The 16,400-nt window shown below is 62.7% G+C and carries 18 protein-coding genes and 1 other RNA gene; 10 read left to right on the top strand and 9 right to left on the bottom strand.

Going from position 1 to position 16,400, the window contains the following annotated elements:
• Nucleotides 1–13 precede the first annotated feature (13 nt).
• Both E4021_RS16460 and E4021_RS16455 read left to right on the top strand, forming a co-directional pair.
• Nucleotides 14–562 carry a 5' nucleotidase, NT5C type gene (locus E4021_RS16460; protein WP_136460477.1) on the top strand — a complete coding sequence of 183 codons (549 nt, stop codon included), beginning with the start codon at nucleotides 14–16 and terminating at the stop codon, nucleotides 560–562.
• The gene (locus tag E4021_RS16455; RefSeq protein WP_136460476.1) at nucleotides 559–963 is read left to right on the top strand and encodes a GtrA family protein; all 405 of its coding nucleotides are present in this window, start codon (nucleotides 559–561) and stop codon (nucleotides 961–963) included. The genes E4021_RS16460 and E4021_RS16455 overlap by 4 nt, the downstream gene beginning before the upstream one ends.
• A 287-nt stretch (nucleotides 964–1,250) precedes the next feature.
• Here the strand turns inward: E4021_RS16455 and thrS are convergent, their stop codons facing one another.
• Nucleotides 1,251–3,173, bottom strand: a complete 1,923-nt coding sequence (gene thrS, locus E4021_RS16450; protein ID WP_136460475.1) for a threonine--tRNA ligase — start codon at nucleotides 3,171–3,173, stop codon at nucleotides 1,251–1,253.
• 105 nt (nucleotides 3,174–3,278) lie between these two features.
• On the opposite strand from thrS, the gene E4021_RS16445 reads away from it, so the two are divergent.
• The gene (locus E4021_RS16445; RefSeq protein WP_136460474.1) at nucleotides 3,279–3,713 is read left to right on the top strand and encodes a TonB-dependent receptor plug domain-containing protein; all 435 of its coding nucleotides are present in this window, start codon (nucleotides 3,279–3,281) and stop codon (nucleotides 3,711–3,713) included.
• 12 nt (nucleotides 3,714–3,725) lie between these two features.
• Here E4021_RS16445 and E4021_RS16440 read toward each other — a convergent pair whose 3' ends face one another.
• From E4021_RS16440 to E4021_RS16430, 3 genes are all read right to left on the bottom strand, one after another.
• Nucleotides 3,726–4,355, bottom strand: coding sequence for a DUF4230 domain-containing protein (locus E4021_RS16440; RefSeq protein ID WP_136460473.1), 630 nt, complete (start codon nucleotides 4,353–4,355; stop codon nucleotides 3,726–3,728).
• A 156-nt stretch (nucleotides 4,356–4,511) separates the two neighbouring features.
• Nucleotides 4,512–5,387 carry a DUF3108 domain-containing protein gene (locus E4021_RS16435; protein ID WP_136460472.1) on the bottom strand — a complete coding sequence of 292 codons (876 nt, stop codon included), beginning with the start codon at nucleotides 5,385–5,387 and terminating at the stop codon, nucleotides 4,512–4,514.
• On the bottom strand, nucleotides 5,384–6,361 hold the full coding sequence (locus tag E4021_RS16430; protein ID WP_136460471.1) for a lysylphosphatidylglycerol synthase domain-containing protein: 978 nt from the start codon (nucleotides 6,359–6,361) through the stop codon (nucleotides 5,384–5,386). The genes E4021_RS16435 and E4021_RS16430 overlap by 4 nt, the downstream gene beginning before the upstream one ends.
• A gap of 199 nt (nucleotides 6,362–6,560) precedes the next feature.
• On the opposite strand from E4021_RS16430, the gene ruvC reads away from it, so the two are divergent.
• A complete protein-coding gene (gene ruvC / locus E4021_RS16425) occupies nucleotides 6,561–7,139 on the top strand; it encodes a crossover junction endodeoxyribonuclease RuvC (protein WP_136460470.1) in 579 nt (192 codons plus the stop codon).
• Here the strand turns inward: ruvC and E4021_RS16420 are convergent.
• Together E4021_RS16420 and bcp are read right to left on the bottom strand one after the other, a co-directional pair.
• A complete protein-coding gene (locus E4021_RS16420) occupies nucleotides 7,136–7,762 on the bottom strand; it encodes a LysE family translocator (protein ID WP_136460469.1) in 627 nt (208 codons plus the stop codon). The genes ruvC and E4021_RS16420 overlap by 4 nt on opposite strands.
• The gene (gene bcp, locus E4021_RS16415; protein ID WP_136460468.1) at nucleotides 7,763–8,221 is read right to left on the bottom strand and encodes a thioredoxin-dependent thiol peroxidase; all 459 of its coding nucleotides are present in this window, start codon (nucleotides 8,219–8,221) and stop codon (nucleotides 7,763–7,765) included. It abuts the gene before it with no gap.
• Nucleotides 8,222–8,275: 54 nt separating this feature from the next.
• Here bcp and E4021_RS16410 point away from each other — a divergent pair, with 54 nt between their 5' ends.
• From E4021_RS16410 to E4021_RS16400, 3 genes are all read left to right on the top strand, one after another.
• Entirely contained in the window at nucleotides 8,276–8,560 is a 285-nt protein-coding gene (locus tag E4021_RS16410; protein WP_136460467.1) for a hypothetical protein, read from the top strand.
• Nucleotides 8,557–9,447, top strand: coding sequence for an ROK family protein (locus tag E4021_RS16405; RefSeq protein ID WP_136460466.1), 891 nt, complete (start codon nucleotides 8,557–8,559; stop codon nucleotides 9,445–9,447). Before E4021_RS16410 ends, E4021_RS16405 begins: the two co-directional genes overlap by 4 nt.
• Before the next feature lie 179 nt (nucleotides 9,448–9,626).
• A complete protein-coding gene (locus E4021_RS16400) occupies nucleotides 9,627–10,076 on the top strand; it encodes a cupin domain-containing protein (protein ID WP_136460465.1) in 450 nt (149 codons plus the stop codon).
• A 9-nt stretch (nucleotides 10,077–10,085) separates the two neighbouring features.
• Here the strand turns inward: E4021_RS16400 and E4021_RS16395 are convergent, their stop codons facing one another.
• Together E4021_RS16395 and rnpB are read right to left on the bottom strand one after the other, a co-directional pair.
• A complete protein-coding gene (locus tag E4021_RS16395; RefSeq protein WP_136460464.1) occupies nucleotides 10,086–11,660 on the bottom strand; it encodes a sulfatase in 1,575 nt (524 codons plus the stop codon).
• Between the two features lie 199 nt (nucleotides 11,661–11,859).
• Nucleotides 11,860–12,277, bottom strand: an RNA gene (gene rnpB, locus E4021_RS16390) — RNase P RNA component class A.
• Between the two features lie 40 nt (nucleotides 12,278–12,317).
• On the opposite strand from rnpB, the gene crtD reads away from it, so the two are divergent.
• From crtD to E4021_RS16375, 3 genes are all read left to right on the top strand, one after another.
• Nucleotides 12,318–13,796: a 1-hydroxycarotenoid 3,4-desaturase CrtD gene (gene crtD, locus E4021_RS16385; RefSeq protein WP_136460463.1), complete on the top strand. Its 1,479-nt coding sequence runs from the start codon at nucleotides 12,318–12,320 to the stop codon at nucleotides 13,794–13,796.
• Between the two features lie 69 nt (nucleotides 13,797–13,865).
• The gene (locus E4021_RS16380) at nucleotides 13,866–14,546 is read left to right on the top strand and encodes an OmpA family protein (RefSeq protein WP_136460462.1); all 681 of its coding nucleotides are present in this window, start codon (nucleotides 13,866–13,868) and stop codon (nucleotides 14,544–14,546) included.
• A gap of 66 nt (nucleotides 14,547–14,612) precedes the next feature.
• On the top strand, nucleotides 14,613–14,987 hold the full coding sequence (locus E4021_RS16375; protein ID WP_136460461.1) for a VOC family protein: 375 nt from the start codon (nucleotides 14,613–14,615) through the stop codon (nucleotides 14,985–14,987).
• Here the strand turns inward: E4021_RS16375 and gatA are convergent.
• The gene (gatA, locus tag E4021_RS16370; protein WP_136460460.1) at nucleotides 14,938–16,383 is read right to left on the bottom strand and encodes an Asp-tRNA(Asn)/Glu-tRNA(Gln) amidotransferase subunit GatA; all 1,446 of its coding nucleotides are present in this window, start codon (nucleotides 16,381–16,383) and stop codon (nucleotides 14,938–14,940) included. The genes E4021_RS16375 and gatA overlap by 50 nt on opposite strands.
• Nucleotides 16,384–16,400: the final 17 nt, after the last annotated feature.

Raw genomic sequence — 16,400 nt, 5'->3', positions numbered from 1 at the left:
AAAGGAAATTTTAATGCGCATTTGCATCGACATGGACGAGGTGATGGTAGACAACTACCAGGAGTACCATCGTCTCTTTGAAAAACAGTACGGCCGCAAAGTCGATCCCCAGGAATACTACGGGAAGAAGATCTACGAGCTGCCCGGCATCGAAGCCATGCGGGATGAACTCCACAAACCGGGTTTCTTCCGGCATCTGCCCGTGATGAAAGACGCCCGGGAGGTGGTAAGCGAGCTATACGAAAATTACGAGGTGTACGTGGTCACGGCCGCCACGGAGTTCAAGAACTGTTTCACCGACAAGTGGGAATGGCTGGAGGAGCACATGCCCTTCATCCACTGGAAGCGGATCGTATTCTGCGGCAACAAGAGCATCGTGCACGGCGACTACATGATCGACGACAAGGTGAGTAACCTGGATACCTTCAACGGGCAGGGACTGCTCTTCACCGCCAGCCACAACGCCCTGGACGACGGGGGCTACCCCCGCTTCGACAACTGGATCGAAATCCGGGATTACTTCCGGAACCTGCGCCGCGCCGAGATCGCCCGGGAAGGATGAAACCGCACGTCCGCAAAATCTGGCGCTTCGGCTGGAAAAAGCTCCCCTTTGCGATCACCGGACTGGTGGCCACGGCCATCAATTACGGACTCTACCTGCTGCTCGTCGACCGGTACCTGCCCCCCGTCCCCGCCACTTTGATCGCCTACTCCAGCAGCGTGGTGCTCAACTTCTTTCTCCAGCGCTACTTCGTTTTTGAATTGCGGCGGTCGCTGCGCTCGGCTTTCGCCCTGAGCATGCTGGTGAGCGTGGGCGGACTGCTGCTCGATGCCGCCCTTGTATTCGGCCTGCACTACTTCCCGCTACTCGGCGACCGCGAGTGGCTTATCAAGGGCGTGGCCACCGGGGTGGTCTTCTTCTATAATTATTACGGCAAACGGCGCGTCTTTGAGGGGCGGTGATGGCTCGCGAGCTAAGCTTGCGAATCACCCACGCCCGGCCCTGGAAGGGACGGCTTTCATCTAGCGGGGTCAATTCCGAACGCAGTGAGGAATGGGCCTCGCGGAATATGCGCATTGGGCGCGAGCAGAGCTCACGAACCACCAAACCTCGCGAACAAACCACGCCCGGCCCTGGAAGGGACGGCTTCAAACAGCGGGGTCAATTCCGAACGCAGTGAGGAATGGGCCTCGCGGAATATGCGCATTGACCGCGAGCAGAGCTCACGAACCACCAAAGCTCGCGAACCCTAAAGCTGCGTCCGGAAAAACTCCACAAATTCCTCCACCGTCATAGCTCCCCGGTCGCCTTCGCCCTGCACGCGCACGGCTACCTGTCCGTTCTCCACTTCCTTTTCGCCCACGATGAGCATAAAGGGTATGCGTTTGAGTTCGGTATCGCGGATCTTGCGGCCGATGGTTTCGTTGCGGTCGTCGACCGAGCCGCGGATGTCGTGGCGCGCCAGTTCGGCGAGAACCTCCCGGCTGTAGTCGTTGAATTTCTCACTGATGGGCAGGATGGTCAGCTGCTCCGGCGTGAGCCAGAGGGGGAATTTGCCGCCGGTATGCTCGATCAGGATGGAGGTGAAGCGTTCCAGTGAGCCGAAGGGGGCCCGGTGGATCATCACCGGCCGGTGCGGCTGGTTGTCGGCACCGATGTACTCCAGTTCGAAGCGGTCGGGCAGGTTGTAGTCCACCTGTACGGTACCCAGCTGCCACTGCCGGCCGAGGGCGTCGCGCACCATGAAGTCGAGTTTCGGACCGTAGAAGGCCGCCTCGCCGTAGGCGGTGACGGTCTTCATATCGATCTCGGCGCAGGCGTCAATGATGGCCTGCTCGGCCGAGGCCCAGTTCTTTTCCGAGCCGATATACTTCTCGGGGGTGGCGGGGTCGCGCAGGGAGATCTGGGCGGTGACGTCGTCGAAGCCGATCATGCCGAGTACCTCCTTAACGATGTCCACGACGGCCAGGAACTCGCCCTTCACCTGGTCGGGCATGCAGAAGATGTGGGCGTCGTCTTGGGTGAAGCCGCGCACGCGGCTGAGCCCGTGCAGTTCGCCCGTCTGCTCGTAGCGGTAGACGGTCCCGAACTCCGCCAGGCGGAGGGGCAGTTCGCGGTAGCTGCGGGGGCGGAACTTGTACATCTCGCAGTGGTGCGGACAGTTCATGGGCTTGAGCATGAACTCCTCGCCCTCCCGCGGGGTCTTGATGGGCTGGAAGCTGTCGGCCCCGTACTTCTCCCAGTGGCCGCTGGTCACGTAGAGGTCTTTCTTGCCGATGTGGGGCGTGGTCACCTGCTGGTAGCCGGCGTTCTCCTGCCGGTCCTTGAGGTAATTGATCAGGCGCTCCCGCAGCTGGGTACCCTTGGGTAGCCACATGGGCAGGCCCGCGCCTACCTTTTCGCTGAACATGAAGAGCTCGAGCTCCTGGCCGAGCTTGCGGTGGTCGCGCTTCTTAGCTTCCTCGAGCAGGTCCAGGTATTCCTTGAGTTCCTTGGCCTTGGGGAAGGAGATGCCGTAGATGCGGGTGAGCTGCTTGCGCTTTTCGTCGCCGAGCCAGTAGGCGCCGGCCACCTTCATCAGCTTGACGGCCTTGATGGCGCCGGAGTTGCCGATGTGCGGCCCACGGCAGAGGTCGGTGAAGTTGCCCTGGGTGTAGAAGGTGATGCTGCCGTCTTCCAGTCGGTCGAGGAGCTCCAGCTTGTAGGGGTCTTCCTTCTCGGTGAAATAGGTCACGGCCTCAGATTTGCTGACGGGCCGGCGGATGTATTCCACCTTGCGCCGGGCCAGTTCGAGCATCTTTTCCTCGATGCGGGGCAGGTCTTCGGAGCTGATCGTGCGGTCGTCGCCGGTATCCACGTCGTAGTAGAAGCCGTTCTCAACGGCGGGCCCGATGCCCAGTTTCACGCCGGGATAAAGTTCTTCCAGGGCCTCGGCCATCAGGTGGGCCGTGGAGTGCCAGAAAGTCTCCTTGCCGCCCTGGTCGTTCCAGGTCAGAAGTTCCACGCTAGCGTCTTCCTCGATGGGTCGGTTGGCATCGATGATGATGCCGTTTACGCGTGCGCTGAGCACGTTGCGGGCCAGCCCGGCGCTGATGCTCTGGGCGATGTCCAGGGAGGTGACGCCGGCTTCGTACTGGCGCACGCTGCCGTCGGGGAGGGTGATGTCGATCATCGGGGTAGGATTTTGGCCTTCTTACGGACGAAGGGTGAACGGGGCCGCAAAGCTAATTAGTAAGTAGGTATCTTTAAGGTCTTTCGCCTCTGTAACTCTTTACCCATGCTTCGCCTGTCAGCTCTCCTGCTCGTTTTAGCCTTAGGTACCCTTTCCTGCGGCACTCCGCGGGGGGCTACCGATTCGGAGACCGCCCAACGCGCCATCGACAATTCACGGGGTAGCAATTCCGTCGAAGTGGATGCCGCCTCCACCGGCAACGACCTGTCGTCTTACCTGCGCAAAGTGGCCGGCGTGAGCGTCCGCGGCAGCGGTCCCGAGGCGACGGTACGCATCCGGGGCGACGTCAACTTCAATTCCGATTCCACCCCGCTCTTCGTCGTCAACGGCACCGTTCTCGGCAACAACTTCGCCTCGGTCTACAATGCCATCGATATCAACGAGATCGCCCGCGTGACAGTACTGAAGAACGTCAGCGATACCAACCGCTACGGCATGCAAGGCGCCAATGGGGTTATCGAGATTCGCCTGAAGAAGTAGTATCGATCACGGCTAATCCCGCACCACCGGAGCGGGCAGATCCGAGCCCTCCACCACCAATTCATACCCCGCGCTGCCGGCCAGGTACCCGATGCCGTCGATTACGGCGTTGCCCTGCTCCCGCGCACGCGCCATCAGTTCGCTCTCCAGGGCCGCATCGTGCAGTCGTTCCTTGGCCCGCCGGTTCAGGCGGCTGTAGTCTTCGGCGCTGAAGGTGTTGAACCAGCTCTCGTCGAGATTGCGGTAAATCATCTCGTGGTCGATGGCCAGAATTTCCGGCTCCGGCAGGTTGCGGATCGTCATGACCCGGCGGTCGGGGTCCAGGGAAATATCTAGCTGCTCCAGGTCGTAGCCCACCAGTACGGTGCCGCGCACCTCCACGGTGGCCTTCTTGTCAAACGAGAATTGCGAGGGCAGGGGCAGGTACAGCGTCACTGTGCGCGAGGAGGTCGCGTGAAAGATCTCACTGACGTCGCCCTCCACCGTGACCAGCTTCATCACGTTGCGCACCCGCTCCAACAAAATGGTGGCCTCCTCGTGCACGCGCTGCTCCTCGCGGTGGCTGTTCCACAGAGACAGGGCCGCCACGCCGAGCAGGAACGAGAGGACTACCACGAGCACGGTAAGGAGAATACGGTTCATCTGGGCGGGTTATGATTTTGCCGTTCCGGTTGAAAATGAGACAACTAAGTTGAGCAAGTCGCGGCGGGCCGGGCCCCACAGCGCCGTCGAGCTACTTTTACCAACACGGCTCAGGCCGAAAAGGCTGTTGGCCGGCCGAAAAGCACTTAAGAGTTGCTAGTCCCCGATCTTGGCTTCGAGGGGGTAGCGCAGCCCTTTGTAGGATTTGAGGACGGCCTTGACGCTGCCCACCGTGACGGGCGATTCGATCAATACGGGGATCTTGTTGCGGTCGTTACTCACGTAGATTTTCATCTCGTCTCCCTCCTTGAACAGTTCGCCGGTAATGAGTTGCGGACTGAAGCGCAGGGTGTTGAACCGGCCGCTGCCCTTCACTTTCACGTCCTCCTCCGGGCCCAGGTAGCGGATCTTGAGCGGATGCATCTCCTGGTCCATGAGGATCTTGATCGGGATCTCCTGTTTCGGGCGCAGGGAGGCGTAGTCGAGGTTGCGGGCGAAGTAGATGATGGAGATCAGGTCGTGCATGCAGGGGTCCACGTCCATGTACTTCGGCTTGGTGTCCTTTCGGGTCTTGCCGCGGTGGCTCACGATGCGCTGTTCGTCCTGGTAGAAGGTAGTGCGGTCGTAGCGCTGGTAGCCCCCTTCCTGGATGTCCTTGATGTGGATCTTGGGCAGCAGGGTTTCCTTGTCCAGGTAGCTGGTGTAGTTATCGGTGACCTTGTAGAACCACTCGTAGCTCGGGTAGGTACGGCCGCGCACGGTGATGCGGTACTGGTTTTCGAGGTCGTGCACGTTGAAGGTTACTTCCCCGGCGGGCAGCCACACGAAGTTCCAGTTGTAGTAGAGCTTGTACACGATCTGTTCCCCGGCGCGGAAGGTGGTGTTGTCGATCCCGCATACGTCCGTGTTTCCCCCGTTCTGGGCGCGGAGCGCGGGTGCCGGCGGGGTACCATCGGGCCAGGTCTTCTGGCTCCCGGTCACGGGCAGAGCCAGCAGCAGCAACAGCAGGTACTTGAGACCAAGGGGGTTCATGCAATTTTTGTTTTTCTGACGATAAGCCAGTACCCGGGCAGCGCGGGCAGCAATACATTAACGCCGAACAGGGCGGTATATGCTGCCAGTACCGCCACAGCCCCCTCCGCGTCCACCGACCACAGCAGCAGGCCGAGTTCGGTGCGCGTTACCAGGTTTAGCCCCGGGGGCAGGGGCAGTCCCGCCTGCACCAGATAAATGGCCGCGATCCCGGCCAGCCCCGAAATAAAGGGGAGAGGCAAGCCGAAAAACCACAGCAACAGGTACAGTTGCGTACAGTAAACAACAAAACGCACGCTGGCGTATACGCTGCTCCGCAACAGTAACGAAAGGGTAACGTTTGGGAGGGCCGCGCGCAGTACGTCCATGTCCCGACCAAACTGCCGTTCGACTACGTCCAGCAACCACCGAATTAGGGGTTTACCACCAACGTAGACGATCAACAGCAGCAACGGCCCCGCCGGCAACAGTATCCACAGCGGGATGCCGTCGAGCACCCCGGGCAGGGCCGCCAGGGTATACACCAGCGCGGGCCAGGCCAGCAGCAGGAAAGCCACCCACTGGCACAGGCTGCCGAGCAATGAGGCGGCCGTCACGGCGGTCCACTCCCCGCGCTCGGCCACGAGCAGGCGGCCCCCGATCTCACCGATGCGGTTGGGGGTGGCGGCGCTGAGGCTTACTCCCGCCAGGGTGGCCCGCCAGACCCGCCGGAAGGGCCAGCGCACGAAGGCATCGAGCAGCAAATGCCACTTCCTGGCCTCCAGCGCCCAGTTGAGTGGCATGAGCAGCAATACCAGTGCCAATTTCCACCCGTTACCCGGCCGCGCCAGGGAGGCGGCGAACTGCCGCCAGTCGATCCGTTGGCTCAGGCCCACGAACTGGTACACGAAGACCAGTACCACCCCGGCCGCCAGCACGCGCAGCAGCGTTTTGCGGTAGGGAGACAAGGCCGAAAAGAGGGCATGATAAGGCATGGGCGCCGCCAAAGTACGCCGTCGCGGGCCGTTTCCGGGCGGGCTCCGGGGGCGGTCCTCCAAAACGTTTCAGTCCGCCGGATAACAAAAAATTTGTTGGACTCAACCTTTTCCGCCTACCTTGCACTACCTTAATTGTTGCGCGGACCTCCCGCGGCAGGTTGCCCCTTTTCGTATTTACTCACTCAATTGTTAGCCCTTGCCCGCCTCAACCCCCACTGCTGAACCGGCCGTTTACCGCATCATCGGTATCGACCCCGGCACCGTGGTCCTGGGGTTTGCGGTGGTCGAGGTGCACCCGCGCAGCCGGCGCATCGTCGAACTCGGCGTACTGAAGCTGGCCCAGCTCAAGGATCACTCCCGCCGGCTGGAGTTGATCCATCGCCGCCTCACCCAGGTGATTCGCGAGCACCAGCCCACCATCATGGCCATCGAGGCCCCCTTCTTCGGCAAGAACCCGCAGTCGATGCTCAAGCTGGGCCGCGCCCAGGGTGTGTGCATGGCCGCCGCCATTGGGGAAGGGCTTACGGTGACCGAATACGCCCCGCGCAAGATCAAGCAGAGCATCACCGGCAACGGCAACGCAAGCAAGGAACAGGTGGCCGCCATGCTGGAAAACGAATTCGCCCTCGACGGCAGCCGCTACCTGGCCGATGCCACCGACGCCCTCGGCGCCGCCATGTGTCATTTCTACCAGAACCGCAGCGCCCTGCCGGGCAAGAAGAGTTTCTCGGGGTGGGAAGGCTTCCTCAAGGCCAACGCCGACCGCGTCCGCTAAAGCCAGACGCGGGCCGCCAACAACAGACCGAAGACCCCCAGGGCCACGGCACCCGCCCGCTGGGCCCGCAGCATGGTGGCCGGACGCAGCAGCTCGCGCAGCTTACGGGCCCCCAGCACCTTCGCCGAATCGGCCACGATCAGGGTACCCAGGATACCGCCGTATACAGCCAGGGCCTGATCCGGCAGAAGGTCGTGGTTGTGGACCTGCGTGACCACGAAGGTCGACCAGAAGAAGGCCGTGAAGGGATTGAACATATTGACGGCAAACCCCTGTGCCCAGGCGCTGAGCAGGCCGCGGCGGCTCGGCATGATTTTCTTCGCTTTCAGGTTCGGCGGATCGCGGAACCACATTACCACCCCTACGCCTACGAGCAGGATGGAGCCTACCGTACCCACGATCTCGTTCAGGTACTCATAGTCGAGCAGGCGCTCCAGCCCCTCCAGGCCGAAGTGGGAGGCGGAAATGTAGAGCACGTCGCTGGTCCAGATGCCGAGCGCGGCGGCAAAGCTCGCCAGGGTACCCCGGCGCAGGCTCAGCTGCACGAGCAGGACCACCAGGGGGCCCACCAGCAGGGAGAGCACCAGGCCCGCCCGAATTCCTTCCCAGATATAGCCCAGCATTTACGCCGTCTCCAGTAGCTGGGCGGCGTGGTTCTTGGTATTCACCTTGGTGATGACCCGCTCTATCTTGCCCGTGGCGTCGATCACGAAGGTGGTGCGGTGTACGCCGTCGTACTCCCGGCCCATGAATTTCTTGGGCCCCCATACCCCGTAGGCGTCCATCACGCGGTGGTCTTCGTCGGCGATCAGCGGCATGGGTAGGCCGTGCTTGTCGATGAATTTGCGGTGCTTCTCAGTGGGGTCGGGGCTTACGCCGAGCAGCTCATAGCCCGCGTCGCGCAGCTCGTCGAAGCCGTCGCGGAGGCTGCAGGCCGCGGCCGTGCATCCCGGGGTATCGTCCTTGGGGTAGAAGAACAGCACCAGCTTCTTGCCCCGGTAGTCGCTCAGGGAAACCTGGGATCCATCCTGTACGGTAGCGGTGAAGGGGGGGGCGTCGTCGCCTGCTTTGAGTGTAATCATGCCCATTGAAACAAGGACCCCCCCATGGGGTTCAGATAGGTAAACATCCCGCCCGTGTCCTCCAGCAGCCTGCTGTTCGGCCTCCTCGTTATCGTGGTGGTCGTCCTCGTTTACCGCCCCATCCTGAAGCTGGCCCGCAACGACATGGCCCGGCGCCGGGAGGCAGGCCTCGGCAGTGGTATCGTTTACGCCGTCCTGTTGCTGCCCATTTTCGGCCCCTGCTCTACCTGCTCGTGCGGCGCGCCATGCTGCCGAAATAGCGCGTTTTCGGGGGCGGCGGCGCGCGGGCGCCCGGAAAATCCCGAAAAGCAATACTTTACCGGAAATCCACCTACATGAAATTCGGCATTGACCTCGGCGGCACCAAAATCGAAGGCGTTGTCCTGGACGAACAGGGCAAGGTGATCGAACGACGCCGCATCCCCACGGAACGGGAAAAGGGCTACGAGCATATCCTGCAGGGAATCGCCCGCGTGGTCAGCGAGATGGAGGAGGTGACCGGACTGACCGCCGGCCACGTGGGCATCGGCACTCCCGGTACCATCGACCCGCCCACCGGGCTCATGAAGAACAGCAATACCGTGGTGCTCAACGGCAAGCCCCTCGGCCGGGACCTGGAACGCCTGATCGACAAGCCCCTCACGCTGGCCAACGACGCCAATTGTTTCGCGGTGGCCGAAGCCCTCATCGGCTGCGTTCCCGAGGAAGCCCCCGACGCCAAGGTGGTGTTCGGCGTCATTCTCGGTACCGGCACGGGGGGCGGCGTCATCATCGATGGCAAGATCATCGGCGGCGCCCAGGGCATCGGCGGGGAGTGGGGCCACACCTTTCTCGACCACTCCGGGGGGCACTGCTACTGCGGCCGCATCGGCTGTACCGAGCAGATCATCTCCGGTCCCGCCCTCGAACGCTATTACCTGCGCATGAGCGGCCGCTCCCTGACGATGCGCGAGATCGTGCCCCGCCACCGGGCCGGTACCGACGCCGCGGCTACGCGCACCATCGAACGCTTCCTGCACTACTTCGCCAAGGGCATCGCCAACATCATCAACGTCCTCGACCCCGACGTCGTCGTCCTCGGCGGCGGCCTCGGCAACATCGAGGAGGTGTACACCGGCGGCGTCCCCCAGGTCGTCGATCACCTCTTCAACCCCCGCATGGGCACCCGCTTCCTCAAACCCAAGCTGGGCGACTCAGCCGGCGTCTTCGGCGCCGCCCTCCTGTAAAACGCGGTCTCCGGCCGCGCCAGTACAAAGCTGCCTCAGGCAGCGCCAGCACAAAGCGACCTCAGGTCGCGCCAGCAAAATGCTGCCTCAGGCAGCGCTAGTACAAAGCTGCCTCAGGCAGCGAAGTATTCACCACAGCGGCCAGCGTATATGCTCCCAACCCGCTCAACAACCGCACCATGGCCAACCCCCAAAAACCCAGCATCCCCTACTGGCACGTCTACACCGACGCCGAAGGCACCAGTCGTCAAAAAAAGGAATACCTCACCGGCTTCGAAAAGGAAAGCATGGGCGGCAACTCCGGCGCGCAGTGGAACAACAAGCTCGCAAAGGGCAATACCCAGATCATCTTCAGCGAGCTTCCGGCCGACTTCGACGGCGACTGGCACGAAAACCCCGCCCCGCAGTGGATCATCCCCCTCAGCGGCGGCTGGTGGGTGGAAACCATGGACGGACAACGTGTGGAAATGCGGGAGGGCGAACTGAGCTTCGGGGCCGACCAGGGCACCACCGGCGAGAAGGGTCACCGATCCGGCGTACTAGACGGCAAGCCCTGCCGGATGATGATCGTGCAACTGACCGACCGCCCGGAGCTCCGCGGCGGCAAAAAAGCTCCCCACGAGCAATAGCGGCGTCGGCTACCGCTCGACCCTGCTGCCCCACCAGTCGGCATTGGGCGACCATTCCACGTGGAACATCTCGGTCCGCTGCGCTTCCAGCCGCCGCCGTAGGGTATCGCGGTAGAATACCGCTTTGCGCTGGTCCATTTCGGTATCGTAAAGGGGGTCGGGTCGGGGATAGCGGGCGCCCCGGTCTTGCAGAAAGGTGAGCAATTCCGTTCTCAGGCGCTCTACCACGGCCGGATGGCGCTTTGCCACGTCGGCTTGCTCCCGCGCGTCGCGCCCCAGGTCGTACAATTCATCGTGGCCGTCTTCCCAGTAGTGGATCAGTTTCCAGTCGCCGCGCCGGATCACGCTGCTCGGATCCCCGCCCTGGTTGCCGTAGTGAGGGTAGTGCCAGATCAGGGCGCGCTCGGGCCAGTCGTCGCCGCGCAGCAGGGGCGTGAGGTCCCTGCCGTCGATCACCTGCGGAGGGTCCACGTCGAGGCCCGCCAGCGATAGCAGGGTGGGGTAGAGGTCGGCCCCGATCACTGGCGCGTCCACGGTACGCTGACCCGGCAGGGAGGGGATGTACATCAGGAGTGGCTCGCGGGTGCCGCCTTCCCATTGGTACCCCTTGCCGCCGCGGAGGGGCAGGTTGCTGGTGGCGTAGTTGTCGCCGCTGGCCACTCCGCCGTTGTCAGAGGTGAAGACGATGAGGGTATTGTCGGTGAGTCCCAGGCTGTCCAGGGTGTTGAGCAGTTGTCCTATCGCCTCGTCCATCTGACGGACCAGCCCGGCGTACACGGGGTTGTCCTGCACCGTGCGGATGGGCAGGCGACGCTCCATGGCGAAACCGTGTTCGGCGATGCCGCCATTGACGGCCTTGTCGCGGAAGTGCCGCCAGTTGGCCTCGGTGGTTTGGATGGGAGCGTGTACCGCGTAAAAGCTGAGGAAGGCAAAGAATGGTGTAGCGTCGCCCCGCTGTTTAATAAAGTCTGCGGTTTCGTCGGCCAGGCGCATCGACAGGTTCTCCCCGGGGCGACGATTGGGCAGTTGGGGGTTGTCGTAGGGATCGAAAAAGCCACCCGCCGGGGAGCCCTTGTCGTTACCGCCGATATTTATGTCGAAGCCGTGATCGGTGGGCATGCTGCCCTCTCCGCCCAGGTGCCACTTACCGGCGAAAAAGGTGCGGTAGCCGGCCCCGCGAAAAGCCTCCGCCAGCGTGAGGGCGGAGTCGGGCAGTACCCGAACGTAATCGGGCGGCAAATGGGTGGTGTAGCGCTCATTGTCGCGCCAGTCTTCCCCGGCCCGGGCGCCGATCCAGTCGGTGATGCCGTGGGTGGCCGTGAACTGTCCGAGCATGATACTGGCACGCGACGGACTGCACACCCGGCTGCCGGCGTAGGCCCGGTTGAAGGTGACGCTTTGGGCGGCCAGGCGGTCGAGGTTCGGCGTTTCGTAGAAGGTAGATCCCGTGGCACCCAGATCGTGGTATCCCAGGTCGTCGGCCAGGATGAAGATGACGTTCAAGGGGCTTTCCGGCGCATCGGTGGCGGCTGTCGGGGGAGCGGCGCAACTCGCCAGGAGGCTCAGGAGCAGTAGTAATCTCATAATGGTCGGCTTTGGACGGGCAGTCGTTGCTAAGCTACGACGTATACGGGCCCTCTGGTGAAAGCCTGGTGTGTGGGGCTTGGCTCCAAGGTCCTGCCGATAGGCGGGTTGCCTTTACCTCCGTGGTTCCCCATCACTCGGCCCGCCGGCCCTCGACCTGAAAGGCGACGGCCCCATCTCCGAGGAGACGGGACCGTCAAAAGTGACCGTTCCGATAAGCCGGGTTCTGTCAGCCCCTCCGGGGAGGGGCGCTCCACCATTTATCTAGGCCGGCGGTTGCCCGACGGCTCTATCTACCTACCCGCGCTCTTTCCCGATAGCAATCGGGAGACCGGGCCGGCCATTGAGCGCTGTTTGGTATTTCAACCCACGGGGTTTACCTCCATCCCGTATTGCTACGGGAAGTCGTGGGCTCTTACCCCACGGTTTCACCCTTACCCTGCCCCGATCGCTCGGGAGCAGGGCGGTTTGCTTTCTGTTGCACTTTCCGTATCCCGCACCGATGGGAATCGATGCGGAACCCCGGCCGTTAGCCGGCGTGGTGCCCTGCGTTGCCCGGACTTTCCTCTTGCCGCCCCGATCGGAATCGGGACGACCAGCGGTGGAGTGGACGGTCAGTCAAATAAACCCTTTGCCCCGCCCAGGGTTGTTCCCCACATGAAAACCGCCGTTATCGGGGCCGGAATTGCCGGACTTGCCGCCGCCGTCCGCCTCGCCGCCGCCGGTCATTCCGTGGACGTCTACGAAGCCGCGGACGGACCCGGCGGCAAGCTCAGCCAGTTTTCCCTGCCGGGGGGCTACCGCTTCGACTTCGGGCCCTCCCTCTTCACCATGCCGCAGTACGTCGACGAGCTGTTCGAACTGGCCGGGGAGGATCCCCGCGACCACTTCAACTACGTGCGCCTGGATGAAGTCTGCCGCTACTGGTGGCCCGACGGCACCCGCTTCGTCGCCCCCGCCGCCACCGATGAGCTTGTCCGGGAGGCGGCCCGCACCTTCGACGTCAGCGAAGCGGCCCTACGCGCCTTCATGGAAACGGCGGCACGCAAATACGAACTCACCGGCCGCACCTTCCTGGAGAAAAGCCTCCATAAGCTCGGCACCTGGCTCGATCCGCAGGTGGCCTACGCCATGCTCAAAATTCCGGGGCTCGACTTGTTCCGCAGCATGCACGAAGTACACGAGGCGGCCCTCGGTGACCCCCGCCTGGTGCAACTCTTCGACCGCTTCGCCACCTACAACGGCAGCAACCCCTACAAGGCCCCCGGACTGCTATCCATGATCCCCCACTTCGAGCACCATTTCGGGGCCTACCTGCCCACGGGGGGCATGTACGACATCGCCGAGAGCGTGTACGAGGTCGGACGGCGACTGGGCGTACGCTATCACTTCAATCGGCGGGTGGACCGCATCAACCGGGCGGGAACGCAGGTGCAGGGCATCAGACTCGGAGCCGAGAACATCGGCTACGACACTGTAGTATGTAACATGGACGTGTGGCTCGCCTACGACCGATTGCTACCGGGTGCCCGGCGCCCGGAAAGGACCCTCCGGCAGCAAAAAAGCACCAGCGCGGTGATCTTCTACTGGGGGGTAGACCGCGCGTTCCCGGAGCTGGGACTGCACAACATCTTCTTCAGCCGCGACTATGCTTCCGAATTCAGCCACCTTGAATCGGGCGAGCTCAGCGACGACGTGACGATTTACGTCAACGTGAGCAGCAAGCAAGTCCCGGGCGATGCGCCCCCCGGTCAGGAAAACTGGTTCGTGATGGTGAATGCCCCGGCCCATACCGGACAGGACTGGCCCGCCATGACCCGGAAGCTGCGCCAGACGGTCATCGCGGTTCTCGGTCGACACCTGGCACCCGCGTCCGCGCCCAACACCCTGGAACGCCACATCCGCGCCGAACGGATCGTGCGCCCGCCCGACATCGAGACCCTTACCGGAAGCCACCAGGGGGCGCTCTACGGCAGCAGCAGCAACAACCGCATGGCCGCCTTCCTGCGGCACCCAAACTTCAGTAGGGAAATAGACGGTCTTTACTTCCTGGGGGGTAGCGTCCACCCGGGTGGGGGCGTGCCGCTTTGCCTGCTCTCGGCCCGCATTGTAGGGGAAATGGTACCAAATCCTTAACAGCACCTTAGCAAACATGGGGTGTACACATAGGGTTTTAACAGTTGCATTACCTACAATCAAAGCATTATGAAAACTATCGGAAAATCATTCACACTCCTGCTGCTGGCCTTTGCACTGGTCTTCGCTACGGGGTGTAATACCAGCAAAGCCGTGAAAGGCGGCGCCATCGGCGGTACCGTCGGCGGCGTAGTCGGTGGAGCCATCGGCAAGAACAACGGCAGCGGCACCAAGGGTGCCATCATCGGATCCGTCATCGGCGGTGCCGCGGGTGCCGTGATCGGCGATTATATGGACAAGCAGGCCGAAGAGATCGAGCAGATCGAGGGCGCCGAAGTGGAGCGCGTTGGTGAAGGCATCATGGTGACCTTCGACAGCGGTATCCTCTTCCCCACAGCCAAGTACGAACTCACGGAAGCCAGCAAGATCGAACTGCGCCGCATGGCCGACATCTTCAATAAGTACCCCGAAACCGACATCACCGTCGACGGACACACCGACAGCGTAGGCAGCGACGCCTCCAACCAGCGCCTGAGCGAGCAGCGTGCCGCCAGCGTTGCCGACTACCTTGCTGAGCTCGGCGTCAGCCGCGCCCGCATGGTCACCGTAGGCCACGGAGAAACCCAGCCCGTAGCTTCCAACGATACCCCGGAAGGCCGCCAGGCCAACCGCCGCGTGGAGGTAGCCATCACCGCCAACGAGCAACTGCAGCAGAAAGCTCAGGATGGTAGCCTTACCGTTCCGGAATAAGCCTCCTAACAACTCTTTTACACGATAGCGGCGTCCTCATATTGGGAGCGCCGCTATTTTTGTTTTATGACCGCACTGGAGCATACTTCGGGCCTGCGCACTTTCATTCCCGCCAAGGATTTTAGCCTTTCGCGGGCCTTTTACCGCGAACTGGGGGCTACCGAAGTGGAGATCGATCCCAAACTGTCCCTCTTCACCCTGGGGCAATCCCAGTTCTACCTACAGGATGCCTACCAAAAGGTGTGGGCGGAGAATACCATGCTGTTCCTTTTCGTCCCGGACCTCGACCTGCTGTGGAAGGAACTGCAGGAACTGAAGCTGGACCAGCGGTACCCGGGCGTGCGGCTTAAGGGGCCCACCGATTATCCATGGGGGCTCCGCGAGATTCACCTCATTGAGCCGGCGGGGGGGCTGTGGCACTTTGCCGTATCGCTTGGGTGAAGGCGAGCAGTTTCTCCTCTTCCCACAGGTCGGCCATGAGCTGGTAGCCTACCGGCAGGTGACCACCGGGTTCGGTGCCGGCGGGAACGGCGATGGCCGGCAGGCCGGCCAGATTGGCCAGTACAGTGTAGATGTCGGCCAGGTAGTTGGCCACGGGATCGTCGATCTGATCGCCCACCGGCCAGGGCTGACTCGGGGATACCGGCATCAGGATGAAGTCGTAATCGGCCAGGATCCCCCGCAGTTGCTCCTGGATGACCCGCCGCGCCCGCTGGGCCTTGCCGTAGAAGGCGTCGTAGTAGCCGCTGCTCAGTACGAAAGTGCCCAGTAGGATTCGTCGCTGCACCTCGGTACCAAAGCCTTCCGAGCGGCTGCGTTTGTAGGTCTCTTCGAGGGTTCCGGCATCCGGACTGCGGTAGCCGTACCGCATACCGTCGTAGCGACTCAGGTTGCTGCTCGCTTCGGCGGTGGTGAGGACGTAGTAAGTTGGCACCACGTAGTCGAAGTAATCAAAACTCACCGGTTCCACGGTATGTCCTTCGGCGCGCAGCCGGGCCAGGGCGTCGGTAGTCGTTTGGCGTATCGCCGCGTCCACGCTTTCGTTTTCCAGCACCTCCGGAAAGTAGGCGATGCGGTAGGGTCCCTCGCTGCGGGCGGCGGAGTAGGGGGGTACGGGCCGGTTGGGTGCCGTGGCGTCGTAGCGGTCGGCGCCGGCCATGAGCTCCAGTCCCAGGGCGATATCGGCCGGATCACGGCACAGCAGCCCGATCTGGTCGAAGCTGCTGCCGTAGGCGATCAGGCCGTGGCGACTGATGCGACCGTAAGTAGGCTTGAAGCCGTAAAGTCCACAAAAGGAAGCCGGCTGCCGCACCGAACCCCCGGTGCTGGAACCTACGGCCAGCAGACAGGTATTGGCCTGCACCGACACGGCCGCGCCTCCGCTGCTGCCCCCGGGCACCCGGGCGGGGTCGGCGGCGTTACGGGTGGGACCGTAGTGGCTGTTCTCGTTGCCGCTTCCCATGGCAAATTCATCGCAGTTGGTTCGCCCGATCACGATGGCGTCCTCGTCCAACAGCCGCTGCAGGGCGGTGGCGGTGTAGGGGGAGACGAAGTCTTCGAGCATCGCCGAGCCCGCGCTGACGGCGTGATCCCGGTAACAGATGACGTCCTTGATGCTGATGACTACTCCGGCCAGTCTGCCCAGTGCGGCCCCCGCACGGCGGCGGGCGTCCTGTTCCCGTGCCTGCTCCAGCGCCTCGTCGGCGAATACCTCCACGTAGATGTTCAGGTAACGCTGGTCGCCGATGCTGTCCAGGTAGCGTTCCACCAACTGCACGGTGGTGACTACCCCGGCGTTGAGGGCCTGCTGGGTCGCGGCGATGGAGGTGTAGAACATCCCGCAAAGGTAACCGG

The sequence above is a fragment of the Neolewinella litorea genome, from assembly GCF_004803465.1.
GTDB classification, from domain to species: domain Bacteria; phylum Bacteroidota; class Bacteroidia; order Chitinophagales; family Saprospiraceae; genus Neolewinella; species Neolewinella litorea.
The sequence above is the reverse complement of the archived record's forward strand: the minus strand, read 5'-3'. Positions and strand labels throughout refer to the sequence as shown.